This window comes from Aeromonas media, from assembly GCF_000819985.1.
Taxonomy (GTDB): domain Bacteria; phylum Pseudomonadota; class Gammaproteobacteria; order Enterobacterales; family Aeromonadaceae; genus Aeromonas; species Aeromonas media.
The window spans coordinates 1-19,843 of record NZ_CDBZ01000203.1 but is presented as its reverse complement, the minus strand read 5'-3'; the positions used below and the strand labels follow the sequence as shown (position 1 = coordinate 19,843).

General features: G+C 58.5%; 18 protein-coding genes and 1 pseudogene. 12 read left to right on the top strand and 7 right to left on the bottom strand.

All coding sequences use genetic code 11. The annotated features are described in order from the left end of the window. Positions 1-184: 184 nt before the first annotated feature. Positions 185-677: pseudogene (gene lrp, locus BN1127_RS17785) on the bottom strand (leucine-responsive transcriptional regulator Lrp). Positions 678-827: 150 nt separating this feature from the next. On the opposite strand from lrp, the gene ald reads away from it, so the two are divergent. The 3 genes from ald (at position 828) to BN1127_RS17770 (ending at position 4,376) form a co-directional block, all read left to right on the top strand. After that, positions 828-1,943, top strand: coding sequence for an alanine dehydrogenase (ald, locus tag BN1127_RS17780; protein WP_042650315.1), 1,116 nt, complete (start codon positions 828-830; stop codon positions 1,941-1,943). 184 nt (positions 1,944-2,127) lie between these two features. After that, positions 2,128-3,078, top strand: a complete 951-nt coding sequence (gene trxB, locus BN1127_RS17775; RefSeq protein ID WP_042650314.1) for a thioredoxin-disulfide reductase — start codon at positions 2,128-2,130, stop codon at positions 3,076-3,078. Positions 3,079-3,134: 56 nt separating this feature from the next. Then, positions 3,135-4,376 (top strand): diguanylate cyclase, encoded by a 1,242-nt coding sequence (locus BN1127_RS17770; RefSeq protein WP_042650313.1) that lies wholly within the window; start codon positions 3,135-3,137, stop codon positions 4,374-4,376. Between the two features lie 102 nt (positions 4,377-4,478). Here BN1127_RS17770 and BN1127_RS17765 read toward each other — a convergent pair whose 3' ends face one another. After that, complete coding sequence (locus BN1127_RS17765) at positions 4,479-4,949, bottom strand: outer membrane lipoprotein (RefSeq protein WP_042650312.1); 471 nt, start codon at positions 4,947-4,949, stop codon at positions 4,479-4,481. 17 nt (positions 4,950-4,966) lie between these two features. On the opposite strand from BN1127_RS17765, the gene aat reads away from it, so the two are divergent. From aat to infA, 3 genes are read left to right on the top strand one after another with little or no spacing between them, the layout of a single operon-like run. Continuing rightward, positions 4,967-5,674 (top strand): leucyl/phenylalanyl-tRNA--protein transferase, encoded by a 708-nt coding sequence (gene aat, locus BN1127_RS17760; RefSeq protein ID WP_042650311.1) that lies wholly within the window; start codon positions 4,967-4,969, stop codon positions 5,672-5,674. Next, positions 5,671-6,387: an arginyltransferase gene (locus tag BN1127_RS17755; protein ID WP_042650310.1), complete on the top strand. Its 717-nt coding sequence runs from the start codon at positions 5,671-5,673 to the stop codon at positions 6,385-6,387. Before aat ends, BN1127_RS17755 begins: the two co-directional genes overlap by 4 nt. After that, positions 6,357-6,674 (top strand): translation initiation factor IF-1, encoded by a 318-nt coding sequence (gene infA, locus BN1127_RS17750; RefSeq protein ID WP_231557514.1) that lies wholly within the window; start codon positions 6,357-6,359, stop codon positions 6,672-6,674. The genes BN1127_RS17755 and infA overlap by 31 nt, the downstream gene beginning before the upstream one ends. Positions 6,675-6,743: 69 nt before the next feature. Here the strand turns inward: infA and clpA are convergent, their stop codons facing one another. Beyond that, a complete protein-coding gene (gene clpA, locus BN1127_RS17745) occupies positions 6,744-8,996 on the bottom strand; it encodes an ATP-dependent Clp protease ATP-binding subunit ClpA (protein ID WP_042650309.1) in 2,253 nt (750 codons plus the stop codon). Between the two features lie 60 nt (positions 8,997-9,056). Further along, entirely contained in the window at positions 9,057-9,374 is a 318-nt protein-coding gene (gene clpS, locus BN1127_RS17740; protein WP_005325410.1) for an ATP-dependent Clp protease adapter ClpS, read from the bottom strand. 228 nt (positions 9,375-9,602) lie between these two features. Here clpS and cspD point away from each other — a divergent pair, with 228 nt between their 5' ends. Beyond that, positions 9,603-9,821, top strand: a complete 219-nt coding sequence (cspD, locus tag BN1127_RS17735) for a cold shock-like protein CspD (RefSeq protein ID WP_005300025.1) — start codon at positions 9,603-9,605, stop codon at positions 9,819-9,821. A gap of 125 nt (positions 9,822-9,946) precedes the next feature. Here the strand turns inward: cspD and asd are convergent, their stop codons facing one another. Further along, complete coding sequence (gene asd / locus BN1127_RS17730; protein ID WP_005325413.1) at positions 9,947-11,059, bottom strand: aspartate-semialdehyde dehydrogenase; 1,113 nt, start codon at positions 11,057-11,059, stop codon at positions 9,947-9,949. Positions 11,060-11,388: 329 nt separating this feature from the next. On the opposite strand from asd, the gene sugE reads away from it, so the two are divergent. Further along, entirely contained in the window at positions 11,389-11,703 is a 315-nt protein-coding gene (gene sugE, locus BN1127_RS17725; RefSeq protein WP_005326802.1) for a quaternary ammonium compound efflux SMR transporter SugE, read from the top strand. A gap of 80 nt (positions 11,704-11,783) precedes the next feature. Here the strand turns inward: sugE and BN1127_RS17720 are convergent, their stop codons facing one another. Then, positions 11,784-12,482: a B3/B4 domain-containing protein gene (locus tag BN1127_RS17720; protein ID WP_042650308.1), complete on the bottom strand. Its 699-nt coding sequence runs from the start codon at positions 12,480-12,482 to the stop codon at positions 11,784-11,786. Between the two features lie 310 nt (positions 12,483-12,792). On the opposite strand from BN1127_RS17720, the gene ycaO reads away from it, so the two are divergent. The 3 genes from ycaO (at position 12,793) to pflB (ending at position 18,107) form a co-directional block, all read left to right on the top strand. Continuing rightward, a complete protein-coding gene (ycaO, locus tag BN1127_RS17715; RefSeq protein WP_042650307.1) occupies positions 12,793-14,553 on the top strand; it encodes a 30S ribosomal protein S12 methylthiotransferase accessory factor YcaO in 1,761 nt (586 codons plus the stop codon). Positions 14,554-14,934: 381 nt separating this feature from the next. Beyond that, the gene (gene focA / locus BN1127_RS17710) at positions 14,935-15,783 is read left to right on the top strand and encodes a formate transporter FocA (protein WP_042650306.1); all 849 of its coding nucleotides are present in this window, start codon (positions 14,935-14,937) and stop codon (positions 15,781-15,783) included. 41 nt (positions 15,784-15,824) lie between these two features. Continuing rightward, entirely contained in the window at positions 15,825-18,107 is a 2,283-nt protein-coding gene (gene pflB, locus BN1127_RS17705) for a formate C-acetyltransferase (RefSeq protein ID WP_042650326.1), read from the top strand. A gap of 535 nt (positions 18,108-18,642) precedes the next feature. Here the strand turns inward: pflB and BN1127_RS17700 are convergent. Further along, positions 18,643-19,080 carry a YcgN family cysteine cluster protein gene (locus BN1127_RS17700; protein ID WP_041205904.1) on the bottom strand — a complete coding sequence of 146 codons (438 nt, stop codon included), beginning with the start codon at positions 19,078-19,080 and terminating at the stop codon, positions 18,643-18,645. 360 nt (positions 19,081-19,440) lie between these two features. Between BN1127_RS17700 and BN1127_RS22230 the strand changes: the two genes are divergently transcribed. Beyond that, positions 19,441-19,656 (top strand): hypothetical protein, encoded by a 216-nt coding sequence (locus BN1127_RS22230; RefSeq protein WP_156139782.1) that lies wholly within the window; start codon positions 19,441-19,443, stop codon positions 19,654-19,656. Positions 19,657-19,843: the final 187 nt, after the last annotated feature.

Genomic DNA, 19,843 nt, shown 5'->3' with positions numbered 1-19,843 from the left:
TCCTTTCTGAAAACATGTAATGCGGGGATAGGGGGCCTAGTATCCCTGAAAAGCCCACCGATTGTCAGCCAGTGCCTGAGGGCGGGGCCATGAATACAGTAATAAGAAGAAACGAGCGGACCGGCCGCTCGTTTCTGACTATCGTGACTCGTCGTGGTGCATGCAAGTCACAGCACAATCCCGCTTATCGGGTGCTGATCACCAGACGACTGCTCTGCTTGACCTCTTCCATCACCACATAGGTGCGAGTGTCATTGACGCCGGGCAGACGCAGCAGGGTTTCCCCCAGCAGGCGGCGGTAGGCCGACATGTCGCTGACGCGGGTCTTGAGCAGATAGTCGAAATCACCTGACACCAGATGGCACTCCTGGATCTCTTCGAGCACCTGAACAGCCTTGCTTGAACTGTTCGAACACGTCGGGGGCGCCACGATTGAGGGTAATTTCCACGAACACCAGCAGAGACGCATCCAGATAATGAGGGTTCAGAATAGCGGCATATCCTTCGATATAGCCTTGACGCTCGAGGCGACGAACCCGTTCCAGACACGGTGTGGGACTCAGGCCAACTCGTTTGGACAACTCAACGTTCGAAATCCTGCCATCCTTTTGCAGTTCATTCAGAATGTTGCGGTCAATCCTGTCCAAATCCTTTAGCCGACTCTTAGCTTCCATCATTTAATTCCATCCTTTGGCTATTTTTTGGTAAGAATCACCAGTCATTTTATAATAATGGTCACAAATCCTGTCAATACCTGAATATACTAGGCGCAAATGTTGCTTAACATCTGGGCAACATAAACCACCAATCGATAGACGAGGGATAGCATGATTATCGGTGTACCTAAGGAAATAAAAAACCATGAATATCGCGTAGGCATGGTTCCGGCCAGTGTACGTGAACTGACAGCACGAAACCATACCGTTTTCGTCCAAAGCGGCGCAGGAAATGGCATTGGCTTCAGTGACGCAGATTATCTGGCTGCCGGAGCCGAAATTCTGGCCTCCGCGGCAGACGTTTTCGCCAAGGCGGAGATGATCGTCAAGGTCAAGGAGCCCCAGGCGGTCGAGCGCGCCATGCTGCGCCCGGACCAGACCCTCTTTACCTACCTGCACCTGGCGCCAGACCTGGCCCAGACCCGGGAGCTGGTCGACAGCGGCGCCGTCTGCATCGCCTACGAGACCGTCACCGACGGCCGTGGCGGCCTGCCCCTGCTGGCCCCCATGTCGGAAGTGGCCGGACGCATGTCTATTCAGGCCGGTGCCCAGGCGCTGGAGAAGTCCCGCGGCGGCAGCGGCGTGCTGCTCGGCGGCGTGCCCGGTGTGGAGCCGGCCAAGGTGGTGATCATCGGCGGCGGTGTGGTCGGTTCCAACGCGGCCCGCATGGCCATCGGCCTGCGTGCCGACGTGACCATACTCGACAACAACATCGACACCTTGCGTCGTCTCGACAGCGAGTTCCAGGGGGCGGCCAAGGTGGTCTACTCCAATCGCGAGACTCTGGAGCGCCACCTGCTGGCGGCGGATCTGGTCATCGGCGGCGTGCTGGTACCGGGCGCCACTGCGCCAAAACTTGTCAGCCGTGACCACATTGCACGCATGAAGCCGGGCTCCGCCATCGTGGATGTGGCCATCGATCAGGGCGGCTGCGTCGAGACCTCTCACGCCACCACCCACGAAGATCCCACCTTCATCGTCGACGAGGTGGTGCACTACTGCGTAGCCAACATGCCGGGTGCCGTGGCCCGCACCTCCACCGTGGCCCTCAACAACGCCACCCTGCCCTTCATCATCAAGCTGGCGGAACAGGGCTATCGCGGTGCACTGCTCAGTGATCCCCACCTGTTGCACGGCCTGAACGTGATGGCGGGCAAGATCACTTGCAAGGAGGTCGCCGTGGCGCACAACCTGGTCTACACGGATCCCATGACCCTGCTGAACTGATCCCGCCCCCGCCAGGGAGCGTCGATGAGTGAAAATCCGCCCGCGATGGGCGGTTTTTTTATGGCTCAAATCCAGCCATCCTTTCCTCTCTTTGGCGATTGCCACAATCGGTGCCCTGGCCTTTGACCCCGGATCACGAATTACCTACAATCGCGCAAACTCATCACGTCTCGGAAATCACATCATGAGCCAAGTTACTCATAGCAAACTGCTGATCCTGGGCTCCGGCCCGGCGGGTTATACCGCCGCCGTCTACGCCGCCCGCGCCAACCTCAATCCCCTGCTCATCACCGGCATGCAGCAAGGTGGTCAGCTGACCACCACCACAGAGGTGGAAAACTGGCCAGGGGACGCGGAAGGGCTGACCGGCCCGGCCCTGATGGAGCGCATGAAAGAGCATGCGGAAAAATTCGATACCCGCATTCTGTTTGATCACATCAATGAAGTGGAGCTGACCCAGCGCCCGTTCCGTCTCAAGGGTGACAACGGTGAATACAGCTGCGACGCGCTGATCATCGCCACCGGCGCCTCCGCCAAGTACCTGGGCCTGCCTTCCGAAGAGGCCTTCAAGGGCCGTGGCGTCTCCGCCTGTGCCACCTGTGACGGCTTCTTCTATCGCAACCAGGAAGTGGCCGTGGTCGGCGGCGGCAACACCGCCGTGGAAGAGGCGCTCTATCTGGCCAACATCGCCAAGAAGGTGCATCTCATCCACCGCCGCGACGAGTTCCGCGCCGAGAAGATCCTGATCAAGCGCCTCAATGACAAGGTCGAGAGCGGCAACATAGTGCTGCACACTCACCAGACCCTGGACGAGGTGCTGGGTGACAACATGGGCGTGACCGGCGTGCGCCTGCGCAGCACCCGGGACGACACCACCTCCGAGCTGCCGCTGATGGGGGTCTTCATCGCCATCGGTCACCAGCCCAACACCCAGATCTTCGAAGGCCAGCTGGCGATGGAAAACGGCTACCTCAAGGTCCGTGGCGGCCTGGAAGGGTTCGCGACCCAGACCAGCATCCCGGGCGTGTTTGCCGCCGGCGACGTGGCCGACCACGTTTACCGTCAGGCGATCACCTCAGCCGGTACCGGCTGCATGGCAGCCCTGGATGCCGAGCGATATCTGGACGCACAATAAGCACAAGGATATAAAGGGCATGCCAAGTGGCATGCCCTTTTCTTTTGAGGAGCCGGATGAAACGGAAAATATTGATTGTGGAAGACAGCCTGACGGTACGCCGCATGTTGACCCAGGCTATTTCGCAACAAACCGGGCTGGAGATTGATGCGTTCGATACCCTTGAAGGCGCCCGCAACTGTCAGGGCGAAGAGTACGTGGTCGCCCTGGTGGATCTCACCCTGCCGGATGCCCCGAGTGGAGAAGCCGTCAATGTGCTGCTGGCGCGAGGTCTGCCCGTGGTGATCCTCACCGCCGACATCAGTGAGGAGAAACGGGAAGCCTGGCTGGAGGCCGGTGTGCTGGATTACGTGATGAAGGATTCACGCCACTCCCTACAATACGCCGTCAGCCTGGTGCACCGCCTCTACCTCAATCAGGCTATCGAGGTGCTGGTGGTCGATGACTCCCGCACCTCCCGCCATCGCACCGCTGCCCAGTTGCGCAAGCAGTTGCTGCTGGTGCACGAGGCAACCTGCGCCCGGGATGCCCTGGCCCTGCTCGAGCAGCACCCGGCCATTCGCCTGATGCTGGTGGATTACTACATGCCGGAGATAGACGGCATCAGCCTGGTGCGGATGCTGCGTGAGCGTTACAGCAAGCAGCAGCTCGCCATCATCGGCATCTCGGTGTCGGACAAGCACGGCCTCTCTGCCCGCTACCTCAAGCAGGGGGCGAACGACTTTCTCAACCAGCCGTTCGAGCCCGAGGAGCTGCAGTGCCGGGTCAGCCACAATCTGGAGGCGCTCGAGCAGTTCAACAACATCCAGGAATCGGCCAACCGCGACTACCTAACTGGGCTCTACAACCGGCGTTACTGGTTCAACGAGGGGCAGAAGTGGTTCGAAGAGCATCAGCGTCAGCAGGCGCAGCTCGCACTATGCGTGCTGGACGTGGATCATTTCAAGCAGGTCAACGATCACTGGGGCCATGCCATCGGCGATCAGTTGCTCTGCCACCTGACCCGGCTGCTCACCCAGTTCTTCCCGGATGCCATGATAGCCCGTTTCGGTGGCGAGGAATTTGCCCTGATGGTGCCCCACTGTCCGGTTCCCGTGCTGCTCAAGCGGCTGGAAGGGCTGCGGCAACAGCTGCGTCAGCAGCCGCTGTCACGAGAAGTACCGCTCTTTGTGCGCGCCAGCTTTGGCGTCATCAAGGTCGGGCGGCTCTCCATGGACGAGGCGCTGAGTGAGGCAGATCGCCAGCTGTATCAGGCAAAGAACACAGGTCGCGACAAAATAGTCTGCCAGGACGCCTGAACGAGTTTCGAAAGAGACACTCCGTGTAGTACCGCCCGGCGCCCCTCGTGACCGCCGGGTTATTCCCCCTCCTGATTGCCCCCTGCTCGCTCACGGGTTTCCTCAATAGGTCTTGTCGACTCGCACCCCATCGCTGAAATAGAGGATGCGCACCTTGTCTCCGCTCGCAAACACCATGGCCGGATCGTAGTCCTGGATCACGTTGATGAGCCCGTTCTGTTCATTGCGGATCAAGAGCTCCACCAGCTGGTTCTCCACCACGCTGCCACCGGACTGGTAGTGCTGCACCGCAGCAGCCCCCGCCAGTGCCCCCACGGCGGTGGCGATCTCCCGCCCATGGCCGCCGCCAAACTGATTGCCAAGCAGCCCCCCCAACACGGCGCCACCCAGGGTTTTCCAACCGGTATGCTCGGATTCCAGCAGCTGGCGCTGGGTGATGTTGCGCACCGTGTCCACCTGGCCAAACACCACCTGATCGACGGGGCGAGCCGTATTGCGCTCGTAGGGTGCAGCCCAGGCGGGCGCCGTGACAAAGCCCAGCAAGCTGGATACTATCAGGATAATGGCCTTCATCTGTGAACCTCTGTCTTATGTCTCGCTATCTCACCGAACTGGATGATGAGCTGTGCTGGTTTCCCTCCCCCAGCCATGCGCTGGAAGAACCCAACGGCCTGCTGGCGATCGGGGGAGATCTCTCCCCTGCCCGTTTGCTGGCAGCTTATCACAGCGGGATCTTTCCGTGGAATGAGCCACATCAGCCGCTGCTGTGGTGGTCGCCGGATCCCAGGGGGGTGATAGTGCCCGATGAGCTGCACATAGGGCGCAGCCTGCAGAAGTATCTGCGCCGCACCCCCTTCGACATTACCATCGATTATGCCTTCGATGAGGTGATAGCGGCCTGCGCCGCCCCCCGTCGCAGCGCCAGCGGCACCTGGATAAGCGCCCCCATGATCGACGCCTATCGGCAGTTGCACCGCCTGGGCCATGCCCACTCCGTCGAGATCTGGCAGGATGGTCAGTTGCAGGCGGGGCTCTATGGGCTCTCCCTTGGCCGCCTCTTCTGCGGTGAATCCATGTTCAGCCGCATCGATAACGGCGCCAAACTGGCCATGGTGGCGCTCTGTCGCCACTTCGCACGCCATGGGGGTGCCCTCATCGACTGCCAGATGCAGAACGACTTCCTGGCCACCCTGGGAGTCCAGGAGTGGCCAAGAAGCCGGTTTCTGACCACATTGGCGAGCCTGATCAAGCAACCACTGCAAGACGGTTGCTGGCAGCAGAGGAGAATCAGCCTATGACCGAAGAAGTGATCCTCAAGGTAGGCCTGACCCCCAGACACCCGTGCAGCTACCTCGGCCATGAGCAGGAGCAGTTGCTGGTACTGATGGATCATGAGCTGCTCAATGCTGCCGGTTACGAGCGACTGCTGACGGCGGGATTCAGGCGCAGTGGCAACGACATCTATCGCCCCCATTGCCCGGCCTGCAGCGCCTGCCAGTCACTGCGCATCCACAGCGAGCGTTTCGTGCCTAACCGCGGCCAGAAACGCGTTCGTCAGCTGAACCGGGATCTCGAGCTGGTGCTGAGCTACGACGACAAACCCGAGTATTACCAGCTCTATGAGCGCTACATCCGCGAGCGCCACCACGATGGCAGCATGTACCCGCCGAGCCGCACCCAGTACAAGGGATTCCTGCACTGCGACTGGATGCCACCGCTCTACATGGAGATACGCAAGGAGGGACGCCTCATCGGGGTGGCCACCACTGACCTGCTGCCCCACTCCATGAGCGCCATGTATACCTTCTTCGATCCGGATTATGCCGACCGCTCTCTGGGCACCTTTGCCATTCTGAGCCAGTTGGAACTGGCCAGGCGCACGGGTCGTAGCTGGCTGTATCTGGGCTATCTGGTGGAGGCGTGCCGCAAGATGAATTACAAGCGCCAGTACCTGCCCCACGAGCTGCTGGTGCAGGGAGAATGGAAAAATATCGACACCAAGCCCGAGTAAACTTTACACATAGCCTTAAATCCGGCATGATCCAGCGGTTTTTTGTTGTGGCTTATCAAGAGGATTCAATGGCTAAAGAAGACAGTATTGAGATGCAGGGTACCATTCTCGAAACCTTGCCCAATACCATGTTCCGTGTGGAACTGGAAAATGGTCACGTGGTTATCGCTCATATTTCCGGCAAGATGCGCAAAAACTACATCCGTATCCTGACTGGGGACAAAGTAACGGTGGCTCTGACTCCGTACGATCTCTCCAAGGGACGTATTGTTTTCCGCTCTCGCTAAGCCAGGAATTCAGCAAAAAACCCCAGCCTCGCGGTTGGGGTTTTTTGTCGTTTCTGGCCTCAATCACATTTAGTGAGAGACAGCTTCAACATTGACCTGGAAGTCAAAGCTGAGGCTGTTATTCACCAGCTCCACTCTCACTACTCCGCCATCGACCAGTGAGCCGAACAGGATCTCATTGGCCAACGGCTTCTTGAGGTGCTCCTGAATGACCCGTCCCATGGGTCTGGCACCCATTGCCCGATCATAACCCTTCTCGGCCAACCAGTGGCGCGCCTCTTCAGATACCTCCAGTGATACCCCTTTGGCATCCAGCTGTACCTGCAGTTCGACGATGAACTTGTCGACGACCTGATGGATCACCGCCATGTCCAGATGGTTGAACCAGATGGTGTGATCGAGCCGGTTGCGAAACTCCGGACTGAACGTCTTGTTGATCACCGCCATGGCATCGTGACTCATGTCCTGCTGCTGGAAGCCAATGGACTTGCGCTGGGTCTCCTGCACGCCCGCGTTGGTGGTCATCACCAGGATCACGTTGCGAAAATCGGCCTTGCGTCCGTTGTTGTCCGTCAGGGTGCCGTTGTCCATCACTTGCAGCAACAAGTTGAAGACATCCGGATGCGCCTTCTCGATCTCGTCCAGCAGCACCACCGAATGGGGATGCTTGAGCACCGAGTCGGTCAGCAAGCCACCCTGCTCGAAGCCCACATAGCCAGGAGGTGCCCCGATCAGGCGGGAGACGGTATGGCGCTCCATGTATTCGGACATATCAAAGCGCAGTACCTCGACCCCGAGCGCCTTGCCGAGCTGCTGGGTGACTTCGGTCTTGCCCACCCCGGTCGGGCCGGCAAACAGGAAGCAGCCCACAGGGCGGCGCTCATTGCCAAGGCCGGAGCGCGACAGCCGGATCGCGTCGGTCAATACGGTAATGGCCTTGTCCTGGCCGAACACCACCATCTTGAGGTTGCGCTCCAGGTTCTTCAGCACCTCCTTGTCGGAGGAGGAGACTGATTTCTCCGGGATGCGGGCAATCTTCGCGACTATGGCCTCGATCTCCGGCACATTGATCACTTTCTTACGCTTGCTGACCGGTAGCAGACGTTGCCCCGCCCCCGCCTCGTCGATCACGTCGATAGCCTTGTCCGGCAGGTGGCGGTCATTGATGTACTTGGCGGAGAGCTCGACCGCAGCGCGGATGGCCTTGACGGTGTAGCGCACGCCATGGTGAGACTCATAACGGCTCTTGAGCCCCATCAGGATGCGGGTGGTGTCATCTATGCTCGGCTCGACGATGTCGATCTTCTGGAAGCGGCGCGCCAGAGCCCGATCTTTTTCGAAGATCTGGGAATACTCCTGATAGGTGGTTGACCCCACACAGCGCAGCAGACCATTGGAGAGCAGCGGCTTGATGAGGTTGGCCGCATCCAGCTGACCGCCAGAGGCTGCACCCGCCCCAATGATGGTGTGGATCTCGTCGATGAAGAGGATGGCCCCTTCCTGACGCTCGATCTGCTTGAGCAGCACCTTGAGACGCTTCTCAAAGTCACCGCGGTACTTGGTCCCTGCCAGCAGGGAACCCATGTCCAGAGAATAGATGGTGCTGTTTGCTATCACCTCGGGCACGTCACCCTTGACGATGCGATAGGCGAGCCCCTCGGCGATGGCGGTCTTGCCCACCCCGGCCTCCCCCACCAGCAAGGGATTGTTCTTGCGGCGACGGCACAACACCTGGATGGTGCGACTCAGCTCCTGATCGCGACCGATCAGCGGATCGATGCGCCCCTCCAGTACCAGCTGGTTGAGGTTGGTGGCAAAGCTCTCGATCTGGGCGGAGGAGACCTCGTCATCGGACTCGGCATTGTTACCGCTACTCTCGGGCTTGCTGTCTTTGCGCACCCCGTGGGAGAGGAAATTCACCACATCCAGCCGGCTGATCTCGGCTTTTTTCAGGAAGTAAGCGGCCTGGGACTCCTGCTCGCTGAAGATGGCGACCAGCACATTGGCACCGCTCACCTCGGTATTGCCCGACGACTGGACATGGAACACGGCACGTTGCAGCACGCGCTGGAAGCCAAGGGTCGGTTGGGTTTCTCTGTCTTCGTCATCACGGGGGATGAGCGGGGTCGTTTGATTGATGAAGGCGCGTATTTCCTTGCGCATCTGCTCCACATCCGCACCACACGAATTCAGCGCCTCATGGGCTGAACTGTTATCCAGCAGGGCTAATAACAGGTGCTCGACGGTCATGAATTCGTGGCGCTCGTCACGGGCCAGCTTGAAAGCCTCGTTCAGCGTCTTTTCTAGATCTTTGTTCAACATAGGCACCTCCCCTCAGTACAGCAACAATGCGGTGTCGTTATCGCCATCAAGTCATCAGATTCAAGCCTTTTCCATGGTACATAGCAGTGGATGTTCGTTGTTACGTGAATAGGTGTTGACCTGGACCACTTTGGTCTCGGCAATCTCGGCGGTAAATGTGCCGCAGACTCCCTTACCACTATAATGCACGCTCAGCATGACCTGAGTGGCCTTCTCCAGATCCATACCAAAGAACCTTTGCAGCACCTCCACCACGAACTCCATCGGTGTGTAGTCATCGTTGTTCAAGACGACCTTGTACATGGGTGGCGGTTGCAGCTTCGTTTTCTCTGCTTCTGCAATCTCTTCATTAGCAAAGAGTTCTTTCTGCTTGCTCATAGTTGCGCTTTGGTACCTCTAGATTACTACCGTCTCGCTCAAGATTGTCAATAGACTTGTTAACCAGATCACATCGGTTGTTAACAACTTCTTGACTCGCTTAAAAGTTGGACTAGATTGGTTACTTGCTAATCGGCGCCCGTCTGCTACGGGGTGATGCTCTAGTTATATAAGGCTGGCGCAGGTTACTCAACGACTTCAGGGTAATCAATAAAAGGATGTAGATGTATGGCAACCGGAACAGTCAAGTGGTTCAACAACGCAAAAGGATTTGGGTTTATCTGTCCGGAAGGCGGTGGTGAAGATATCTTCGCTCACTACTCCACGATTCAAATGGAAGGTTACAAGACCCTCAAAGCGGGTCAGGCAGTCAACTTCGAACTGCAGCAGGGGCCGAAAGGAAATCACGCCTCTGTCATCGTGCCAAACGAAGCACAGAACATGTAAGAGTCAAACTGGATAAATTGAAAAACGGCATCCCGCAAGGATGCCGTTTTTTATGTCGCTCGATATGTCGACACAATAAGAAAGGCCAGGCCTTCCTTATTGTGTGCCCTTGCGAGCTATCCCTGTCAGCGCGCCAGCAGGATGTTGAGCATGCGGCGCAGCGGCTCGGCGGCGCCCCACAGCAGTTGGTCACCCACGGTGAAGGCCGCCAGGTATTCCGGGCCCATGTTGAGCTTGCGCAGACGGCCTACCGGAATGCTGAGGGTGCCGGTAACGGCGGCCGGGGTCAGCTCGCGGGCCGTGATGTCGCGATCGTTGGGGATCACCTTGACCCAGTCGTTGTGGGCGGCCAGCAGGGCCTCGATTTCGGGGAGCGGCACATCTTTCTTCAGCTTGATGGTGAAGGCCTGGCTGTGGCAGCGCAGGGCACCGATGCGCACACACAGACCATCCACCGGAATGGCGGCGTTCTCGATACCGAGGATCTTGTTGGTCTCGGCCTGGCCCTTCCACTCTTCACGGCTCTGGCCGTTGTCGAGCTTGGTGTCGATCCAGGGGATGAGGCCACCGGCCAGCGGCACACCGAAGTTGTCCACCGGCAGGGTGCCGGAGCGGGTCTTCTCGGTGATCTTGCGCTCGATGTCGAGGATGGCGGAGGCAGGATCTGCCAGCTCTACCGCCACTTCGTCGCGCAGCAGCCCCATCTGGGTGACCAGCTCGCGCATGTGGCGCGCGCCACCGCCCGATGCGGCCTGATAAGTGGCCACGCTCACCCACTCCACCAGATCGGCCTTGAACAGGCCACCCAGGGCCAGCAGCATCAGACTAACGGTGCAGTTGCCGCCGACAAAGGTCTTGATCCCCTTGTCCAGCGCCTCGTCGATCACGTCGCCGTTGACCGGATCCAGGATAATGACGGCGTCCTTCTCCATACGCAGGGAGGAGGCGGCATCAATCCAGTAACCCTGCCAGCCGGCGGCTAGCAGACGGGGATAGACATCCTTGGTGTAGTCGCCACCCTGAGCCGTGATGATGATCTCCTGCGCGGCCAGCGCCTCGAGATCGAAGGCGTCCTGCAAGGTGCCGGCATCGACGCCGAAATTGGGGGCGGCCTCACCGGCCTGGGAGGTGGTGAAGAAGGTGGGTTGAATGCGGGCAAAATCCTTCTCTTCCTGCATCCGGCTCATCAGTACCGAACCTACCATGCCACGCCAACCGACCAAACCAACTTTTTTCATAATGTCCTACCCTGGATAGCTGCTGTAAAAATGAAGTCTCATACGCCGTGATCCCTTGCCGGACGTGGGTCCGTTCACAAATTGGCCACAAGCATGATGTGTAATTAGTGCGTCTGTCCACATTACGTATTGTGGCGACGGGCGCAAGTCGAATTGCGCAATATTCTGTGTCATTTGCCGCAATAACCCTGGGGTTCGGGCCACCGCGCTTGGCGAAATCCCCATCGGTCAGGCATCATGATGCCCGACTGGCAACCACTGCCCCCTGGGGACGACCCCAAGGCCTTCTTGACTCGCAGGGACGACCCTGCCCCGCCTGGAATACTCATATGCCCTGGTTACTCCTGCTGTTGGCCGGCCTGTTCGAGGTCGCCTGGGCCATCGGCCTCAAGTACACCGACGGTTTCAGCCGTCCCCTCCCCACCCTGCTGACTCTCTCTGCCATGGGGGTGAGCGTGCTGTTGCTCGCCATGGCGGTCAAGCACCTCCCCCTTGGCACCGCCTACGCGGTCTGGACCGGCATAGGCGCGGTCGGTACCGTGCTGATGGGGATCTGGCTGTTCAACGAGCCGGCCACCCTGGCCCGTGTGCTTTGCCTGCTGCTGATCATCGGCGGTATCCTGGGGCTCAAGTTGATCGGCTGATAACGAGATGGTCATGCGGCCCCGCGACACCCGGTATCACGTATAAAAAATGGCCACCCTGGGTGGCCATTATGTTCTCCTCATGCCCCGCCGGGGTCTCCTATCAGCACGCTCTCTATCCGGGCGCCCGGCATCATCTGCCTTAACCCCTCGACCAGCCGATCACCGGCCTCCTGCAGTGCCGCCAGCGGCATTTCAGGCAAGCTCTCCAGAATGAACCACATCTGCCCGGACTCAGCACTGAGCCGGGTTCTGGTCCCCTGACGCCAATTCCAGCGGCGACAGGTCACGCCTCTGTCATCACACCAGACCACCTCGCCAGGTTCGGGGGTCTCGTGGGCAGGGGCCCCCTCCTTCATGGTGTCAAACAGCTCGGTGCCATCGGCGATGATCAGCCGGGGCGACCCTTCATATGCGGTGAGATCCTCCCCACCGACGGGGATGGCGTACTCGATGCTGATGGCGTTGTAGAGATCGACGACGGGATCGATGCAGGGCAGGCTGCCCTCGCGTTGCACCCGCTTGAGCAGCGCCTGTGCCGAGCAGGGGGTGCGCTGGGGCTTGGCACCGAAGCGTTTGAACACCTCGCCCCAGGCGGACAGATGCGCCTGCGCCCAGGGGGCACCGCCCGCCGCGACGGATTGGCAGGCCCGCGCAAGCGCTTGTGCGCCGACGTTGCGATCGACGATGCTGGCCCCGTCGACCTGAATGCTCAGGGCCCGGAATCCCGGGGCCAGCCTGGTCACCCTGGCATCAATTTGTGGTGTCATGAATGGCATAGCAACTCCCAATAAATGATCCGTGGTGAAGGCAATAACGGCAGACGAGGCCACATACCCCATGCCCGGAGGGCAGGCCCGTGATGCTTGTCACCACGAAGAAACAAGTCGACCCCATGATGGGCGACGGCATGACATAAAAAAAACTACTTTTTCTTAATGTTGTTCAGGAGAGCTAATAACCCAGACTATTCAGGCCACCGACAGCCCCCTGACCCGCACCTGGAATGGGATTGTCCTGGCCGCTTTTCCCGCCACTCATGCTATTATCTGCGACCAAACATGAGCCAATAAAAATCAGGATATTGTGATGACCGACCACACTTTTATTCCCGGCAAGGACGCGGCGCTGGAAGACTCCATCGAGCGGTTCCAGACCAAGTTGCAGGCCCTGGGGTTTGATATCGAAGAGGCCTCCTGGCTCAACCCCGTGCCCAACGTCTGGTCCGTGCACATCCGGGACAAAGAGTGCGCCCTCTGCTTCACCAACGGCAAGGGAGCCAGCAAGAAGGCTGCCCTGGCTTCGGCCCTGGGGGAGTATTTCGAGCGTCTCTCCACCAACTACTTCTTTGCCGACTTCTATCTGGGTGAGCAGGTGGCGAACGGTGACTTCGTCCACTACCCGAACGAGAAGTGGTTCCCCATCCAGGGTGACCAACTGCCTGCCGGTCTGCTCGACGGCTTCACCCGCAAGTTCTACAACCCGGACGGCGAAGTGACCGCCGACATGCTGGTGGACCTGCAGTCCGGCAACGAGGAGCGTGGCATCGTCGCCCTGCCGTTCGAGCGCCAGTCCGATCATCAGACCGTCTACATCCCGATGAACATCATCGGCAACCTCTATGTCTCCAACGGCATGAGCGCCGGCAACACCAAGACCGAGGCCCGCACCCAGGGCTTGTCCGAGGTGTTCGAGCGCCACGTGAAGAACAAGATCATCGCCGAGGCCCTGAGCCTGCCCGAGATCCCGAGCGAGGTGATCGCCCGCTATCCCGGCATCAAGGCCTCCATCGAGGCGCTGGAGGCCGAAGGCTTCCCCATCTACAGCTTCGATGCCTCGCTCGGCGGACGTTATCCGGTCATCTGCGTGGTGCTGCTCAACCCGAGTAATGGCACCTGCTTTGCCTCCTTCGGCGCCCACCCGCGCTTCGAAGTGGCGTTCGAGCGGACCGTCACCGAGCTGCTGCAGGGCCGTGGCCTGAAGGATCTGGACGTATTCGTGCCGCCGTCATTCGACAACGAGCAGGTGGCGGATCACCACAACCTAGAAACTCACTTCATTGACTCCTCCGGTCTCATCAGCTGGGATCTGTTCAAGCAGGAGTCCGACTTCGAATTTGCCGACTGGGACTTCCGTGGCACCTCCCAGCAGGAGTTCGATCACCTGATCGGCATCTTCCACGAGCTGGAGCAACCGGTCTACATCGCCGACTACGAGCACCTCGGCGTCTACGCCTGCCGCATCCTGGTGCCGGGCATGTCCGACATCTATCCGGTCGAGGATCTGCTGCTGGCCAACAACACCATGGGTGCCCACCTGCGGGAAGTGATCCTGGCGCTGCCGTCCCTGGAGTGGAACGCAGAACAGTACATGGCGCTGTTCGATCAGCTGGACGAAGAGGGGCACGACGAGCGCACCCGCGTCCGTGAGCTGCTCGGCATCGCCGCCGCCAAGGGCTCCGCCCTGCATACCCTGCGGATCGGTGAGCTCAAGGCCATGCTGGCCCTGGCCGCAGGTGACCTGGAGAGCGCACTGGATCTCATCGACTGGACCATGGAGTTCAACCAGTCGGTGTTCCCGGCCGATCGCGCGAACTACTACCGTGCCCTGCGCGCCTGCGTCGAGCTGTTCCTGGATGAAGAGCGTGACCCAGAGCAGTACCGCCCGGTGTTCGCCCGCATGTTCGGGGAAGAGACCCTGGCCGAGGCTTGGGCCCACGCCCGTGGCGAGGCCCGTTTCCACGGGCTGGAGGCGGCCGATCTGTCCCTGTCCCAGTTCCCGCTGCACCAGAAACTGCTGGCGGCCTATGAGAAATTACAGAAGGCCAAACGAGCCCATTCCTGGGCCTGATGTGGTAATGTGACGAAGGGGCCTGATGGCCCCTTCTGCTTTATGGTCTACGCTTTGGCTGGCCATTATTCAAAGATGAAATAAATAACAAAAAATACCTCTTAGGGGGTTGTCAGTTTGAGGTTCATCATGTTCGGGAGGCGTAAAGGTGTATTGCCGGTGCTTTTTTTGATGAGAAAGATATAAATTCTTAAAAATCATGAAATTAAAAACAGACCCATTTCTGTTTCACCTGAAACCTGGTGTAAAGTCAAGCTTCCGGATGAAGAAAAACCTGTAGTAAAATTACATTCACAATCTGTAATTCTTGATCGATGTCAATTTTGGCGATCTGGCCCTTTGTTATGATTTCCACAGGCAAAATATGCAGGTACATGAGAATTGAAAGCAGAATCTCCCTTTGATTGTCTGAAGCCCGAAGCCATCGCTGCACTGGCAGAAGATATCACCTATGCCAAGGCCACCAAGCCTGCATACAAGACCATCCCACTGGCCATCACCGCAGGCGTCTTCATCGCTCTTGCGTTTGTTTTCTACATCACCGTCACCACGGGCACCGGCAATGTGGCCTGGGGCCTCAGCAAGCTGGTCGGTGGTATCTGCTTCTCCCTCGGTCTCATCCTGTGCGTGCTGCTCGGTGCCGAGCTGTTCACCTCCACCACCCTGACCCTGGTGGCCAAGGCCGCCAACCGCATCACCTGGGCACAACTGCTCAAGAACTGGGCGCTGGTCTACTTTGGCAACTTCATCGGCGGACTCATCGTGGTCGGGCTCATCATCGTCTCGGCCGAGTACATGGCGGCGGATGGTCAATGGGGTCTAAATGCGCTCAAGGTTGCCCAGCACAAAATCCATCACGGTTTCTTCGAGGCCCTCACCCTCGGCATCCTGTGCAACCTCATGGTGTGTCTCGCCGTGTGGATGGCCTTCGGTGCCCGCACTGCCACCGACAAGGTGATGGTCATGTTGCTCCCCGTCGCCATGTTCGTGGCCTCCGGTTTTGAGCACAGCATCGCCAACATGTTTATGATCCCGGTCGGTATCGCTATTCACAGCGTCGCGAGCCCGGAATTCTGGCAGGCCATCGGCCAGGACCCGGCTACCTTCGCCGACCTGACCGTATCCAACTTCGTTCTACACAACCTGATCCCGGTCACCATAGGTAATATCATTGGTGGTGGCGTCATGGTTGGTCTGACTTACTGGTTTATCTTCCGTCGCCATCATTAAGGATGGCGGCAGACACATAAATACCTTGAGAGGTAATGAAAATGGCAGAACTTAACGAACAGTTCCAAAAAGCATGGGAAGGCTTCGCGGCCGGTGAATGGCAGACCTCTGTCAACACCCGTGACTTCATCCAGAAGAACTACACCCCGTATGAAGGTGACGAGTCCTTCCTGGTTGGCGCGACCGAAGCTACCACCAAGCTGTGGGACAAGGTCATGGAAGGCATCAAGATCGAGAACCGCACTCACGCGCCGGTCGATTTTGATACCGACCTGCCCTCCACCATTACCGCTCACGATGCCGGCTATATCGACCAGAGCCTGGAGCAAATCGTCGGTCTGCAGACCGACAAGCCGCTCAAGCGCGCCATCATCGCCAACGGCGGTATCAAGATGGTCAAGACCTCTTGCGAAGTCTACGGCCGTCAACTTGACCCCATGGTCGAGAAGATCTTCACCGAGTACCGCAAGACCCACAACCAGGGCGTGTTCGACGTTTACACCAAGGACATCCTGAACTGCCGCAAATCCGGCGTCATCACCGGTCTGCCGGATGCCTACGGCCGTGGCCGCATCATCGGTGACTACCGCCGTGTTGCCCTGTACGGTATCGACTTCCTGATGGCCGACAAACTGGCCCAGTTCAAGTCACTGCAGGCCGACCTGGAAAACGGTGTCAACCTGGAAGCCACCATCCGTCTGCGCGAAGAGATCTCCGAGCAGCACCGTGCCCTGGCCCAGATGAAGGTGATGGCCGCCAAATATGGCTGCGACATCTCCGTACCGGCCAAGACCGCCAAAGAAGCCGTGCAGTGGACCTACTTCGCCTACCTGGCGGCGGTCAAGTCCCAGAACGGTGCCGCCATGTCCTTCGGTCGTACTTCCAGCTTCCTGGACGTGTACATCGAGCGTGACCTGAAGAAAGGCCTGCTGACCGAGCAAGAAGCCCAGGAGCTGATGGACCACATGGTCATGAAGCTGCGTATGGTTCGCTTCCTGCGTACCCCTGAATACGATTCACTGTTCTCCGGCGACCCCATGTGGGCAACCGAGACCCTAGCCGGTATGGGCGTTGATGGCCGTACCCTGGTCACCAAGAACAGCTTCCGTATGCTGAACACCCTGTACACCATGGGCCCGTCCCCTGAGCCGAACCTGACCATTCTGTGGTCCGAGAAGCTGCCGGTCGGTTTCAAGAAGTACTGCGCCAAGGTATCCATCGAGACCTCTTCCGTTCAGTACGAGAACGATGACCTGATGCGTCCGGACTTCAACAACGATGACTATGCCATCGCTTGCTGTGTGTCCCCGATGATCGTCGGCAAACAGATGCAGTTCTTCGGTGCCCGTGCCAACCTGGCCAAGACCATGCTGTATGCAATCAACGGCGGTATCGACGAGAAGCTCAAGATCCAGGTCGGCCCGAAAACCGAAATGGTCAAGAGCGAATACCTCGACTACAACGACGTGATGGATCGCTTGGATCACTTCATGGACTGGCTGGCCAAGCAGTATGTCGCCGCCCTGAACATCATCCACTACATGCACGACAAGTACAGCTACGAAGCCTCCCTGATGGCGCTGCACGATCGTGACGTCTATCGCACCATGGCATGCGGCATCGCCGGTCTGTCCGTAGCGGCTGACTCCCTGTCTGCCATCAAGTACGCCAAGGTCAAGCCGATTCGTGACGAAGATGGCGTTGCCATCGACTTCGAAATCGAAGGCGAATACCCGCAGTTCGGTAACAACGACGCTCGCGTCGATGACATCGCCTGTGACTTGGTCGAGCGCTTCATGAAGAAGATTCAGAAGCTCAACACCTACCGTGGCGCCGTGGCTACCCAGTCCGTGCTGACCATCACCTCCAACGTGGTGTACGGCAAGAAGACAGGTAACACCCCGGATGGTCGTCGCTCCGGTGCGCCGTTTGGCCCGGGTGCCAACCCGATGCACGGTCGTGACCAGAAGGGTGCTGTCGCCTCTCTGACTTCCGTTGCCAAGCTGCCGTTCGCCTACGCCAAAGATGGTATCTCCTATACCTTCTCCATCGTACCGAACGCCCTGGGTAAAGACATGGAAGCCCAGAAAGCCAACCTGGCTGGCCTGATGGATGGTTACTTCCATCACGAGTCCAACCTGGAAGGTGGTCAGCACCTGAACGTCAACGTGATGAACCGTGAAATGCTGCTGGACGCCATGGAAAACCCGGAAAAATATCCGCAGTTGACCATCCGCGTATCCGGTTATGCCGTTCGCTTCAACTCTTTGACCAAAGAGCAACAGCAAGACGTCATCACCCGTACCTTCACCGCTTCTCTGTAATAGAGTCTCGGTGAACAAAAACCGGCGCCAAGGCGCCGGTTTTTTTATGGCTGTTTGCTGGCGATCACCGCTCTCCCCCGCGGTTTTAGATATACATCCTCTGCCCAACCTCCCATTCAGAAAAGCGCAGTCAGACTCGCTGCCGCAAAGCCAACGTAGCCCCAGCACGCCAGGGTTGGTTTCTTTACTCTCGGGAGAGGGGTCAGTGTGAAGGAAAGGGGCCTGGTGTCCCGCTGTGAGGCGCCAGAAAGCAGCAGGGGCAGAGGAGTGTAAACTCCCCTGCCCCTGGTCATAAAAGCGATTTGGCGGGCGCTGGCGGGCTTAATGGTGGCAAGCGGTCGCTCTTATCACCCTCCGGCTTCAGCACGCGACCCCGAGAGAGGATGGCGCGCGCTCTATCCCCTGAGTGCAACATCGTGTTTCCACTGCCATCAGGCCTTAAAACTGATCGTTCTATATACCCATAGCAACAGGGGCAGAGGAGTCCGACTCCCCTGCCCCTGCGGCATCTGGATACTCTGTTGTCGGCTGCGGCTTAACTGGCCCAGGTGATGATGTGATCGATCCAGTCGCCGGCATGGGCCTCGTGCACCACCTTGCCGCGCACCGACTGACCGGCCTGATGCATGGCGCTGCGGCTGCCGGTGATGAGCGGGTGCCACTCAGGCAGGCTCTGCCCCTCTGCCAGCAGGCGGTAAGCGCAGCTCGACGGCAGCCAGTCGAACTCGGCAATCTTGTCGAAGGTGATCTGCAGGCAGTCCGGCTCTTTCTTGAAACGGTTGCCGTAGTCGGAACACTGGCAGGTCTTGGTATTGAGCAGGTTGCAGGCCACATTGGTGAACACCAGCTCCTCGGTGTCCTCGTCGATCAGCTTGTTCAGGCAGCATTTGCCGCAGCCGTCGCACAGTGACTCCCACTCCGTCATGGTCATCTGCTGCAGGGTCTTCTCCTGCCAAAAAGGAGTTGGCTGCATTTTCTCGACTCGCTGCATGGAAGGGCTCGCTCAATAGACCAGTAAAGCGCGTGGTTATACCCTTTATGGTCCGATTTTTCAAGGAAGATGGACTACACCCACTGCCAATTAGCCCCCTGCCCGAGCCGAGGGGTCTGGTTTTGACGCCGAAAGAAGCGGAAGCAATGCACCTTTAGCGACTTCCACGATTTTTTTGGCAAATTTGCCATGATGTTCTTGTCATTGAATTGATGCAAAATTTCCATCGGCAAGCCTCCAATGGCTACAACATGAGTCAATGCTGATGCACTCTGCCCCGGCAACAAGATCTAAACTGATTACTCGCAAGCCCAGCCCATTAGCTGGACAGAGGACGTTGCCATGAAGACGTTGAAACTTGCATTGCTAATAGCTGCATCGCTATTGCTCACGTCCTGCTGCTCCTCGTCGGTGATCCCGGGAGAAGCGCCCGCCGCTGGAGGTGCCCTCCCATCAGGAGGAATGGAGCCTGCATACGGCAAAGGAGGTGGTCGCAATAACTTTGCTGCCACCATGTCACAGAACGACCAGCAGGAGATGTATGTTTTAACAGATTAAGTGCACAGCCCTGGCCGCTTCCCCGGGGCCTACTTCACTGCAGCCTCAGGTTATCTTTCATCAGACCGGATCTGGAACCATCCTTCCGGCACCAACCGACAAACGGAACATGATGCCGGTGGGTACCAAACGGCATAAACCCGCGCTCATAAAAAATGCCACCCTAGGGCGCAATGCTGATCAGTTA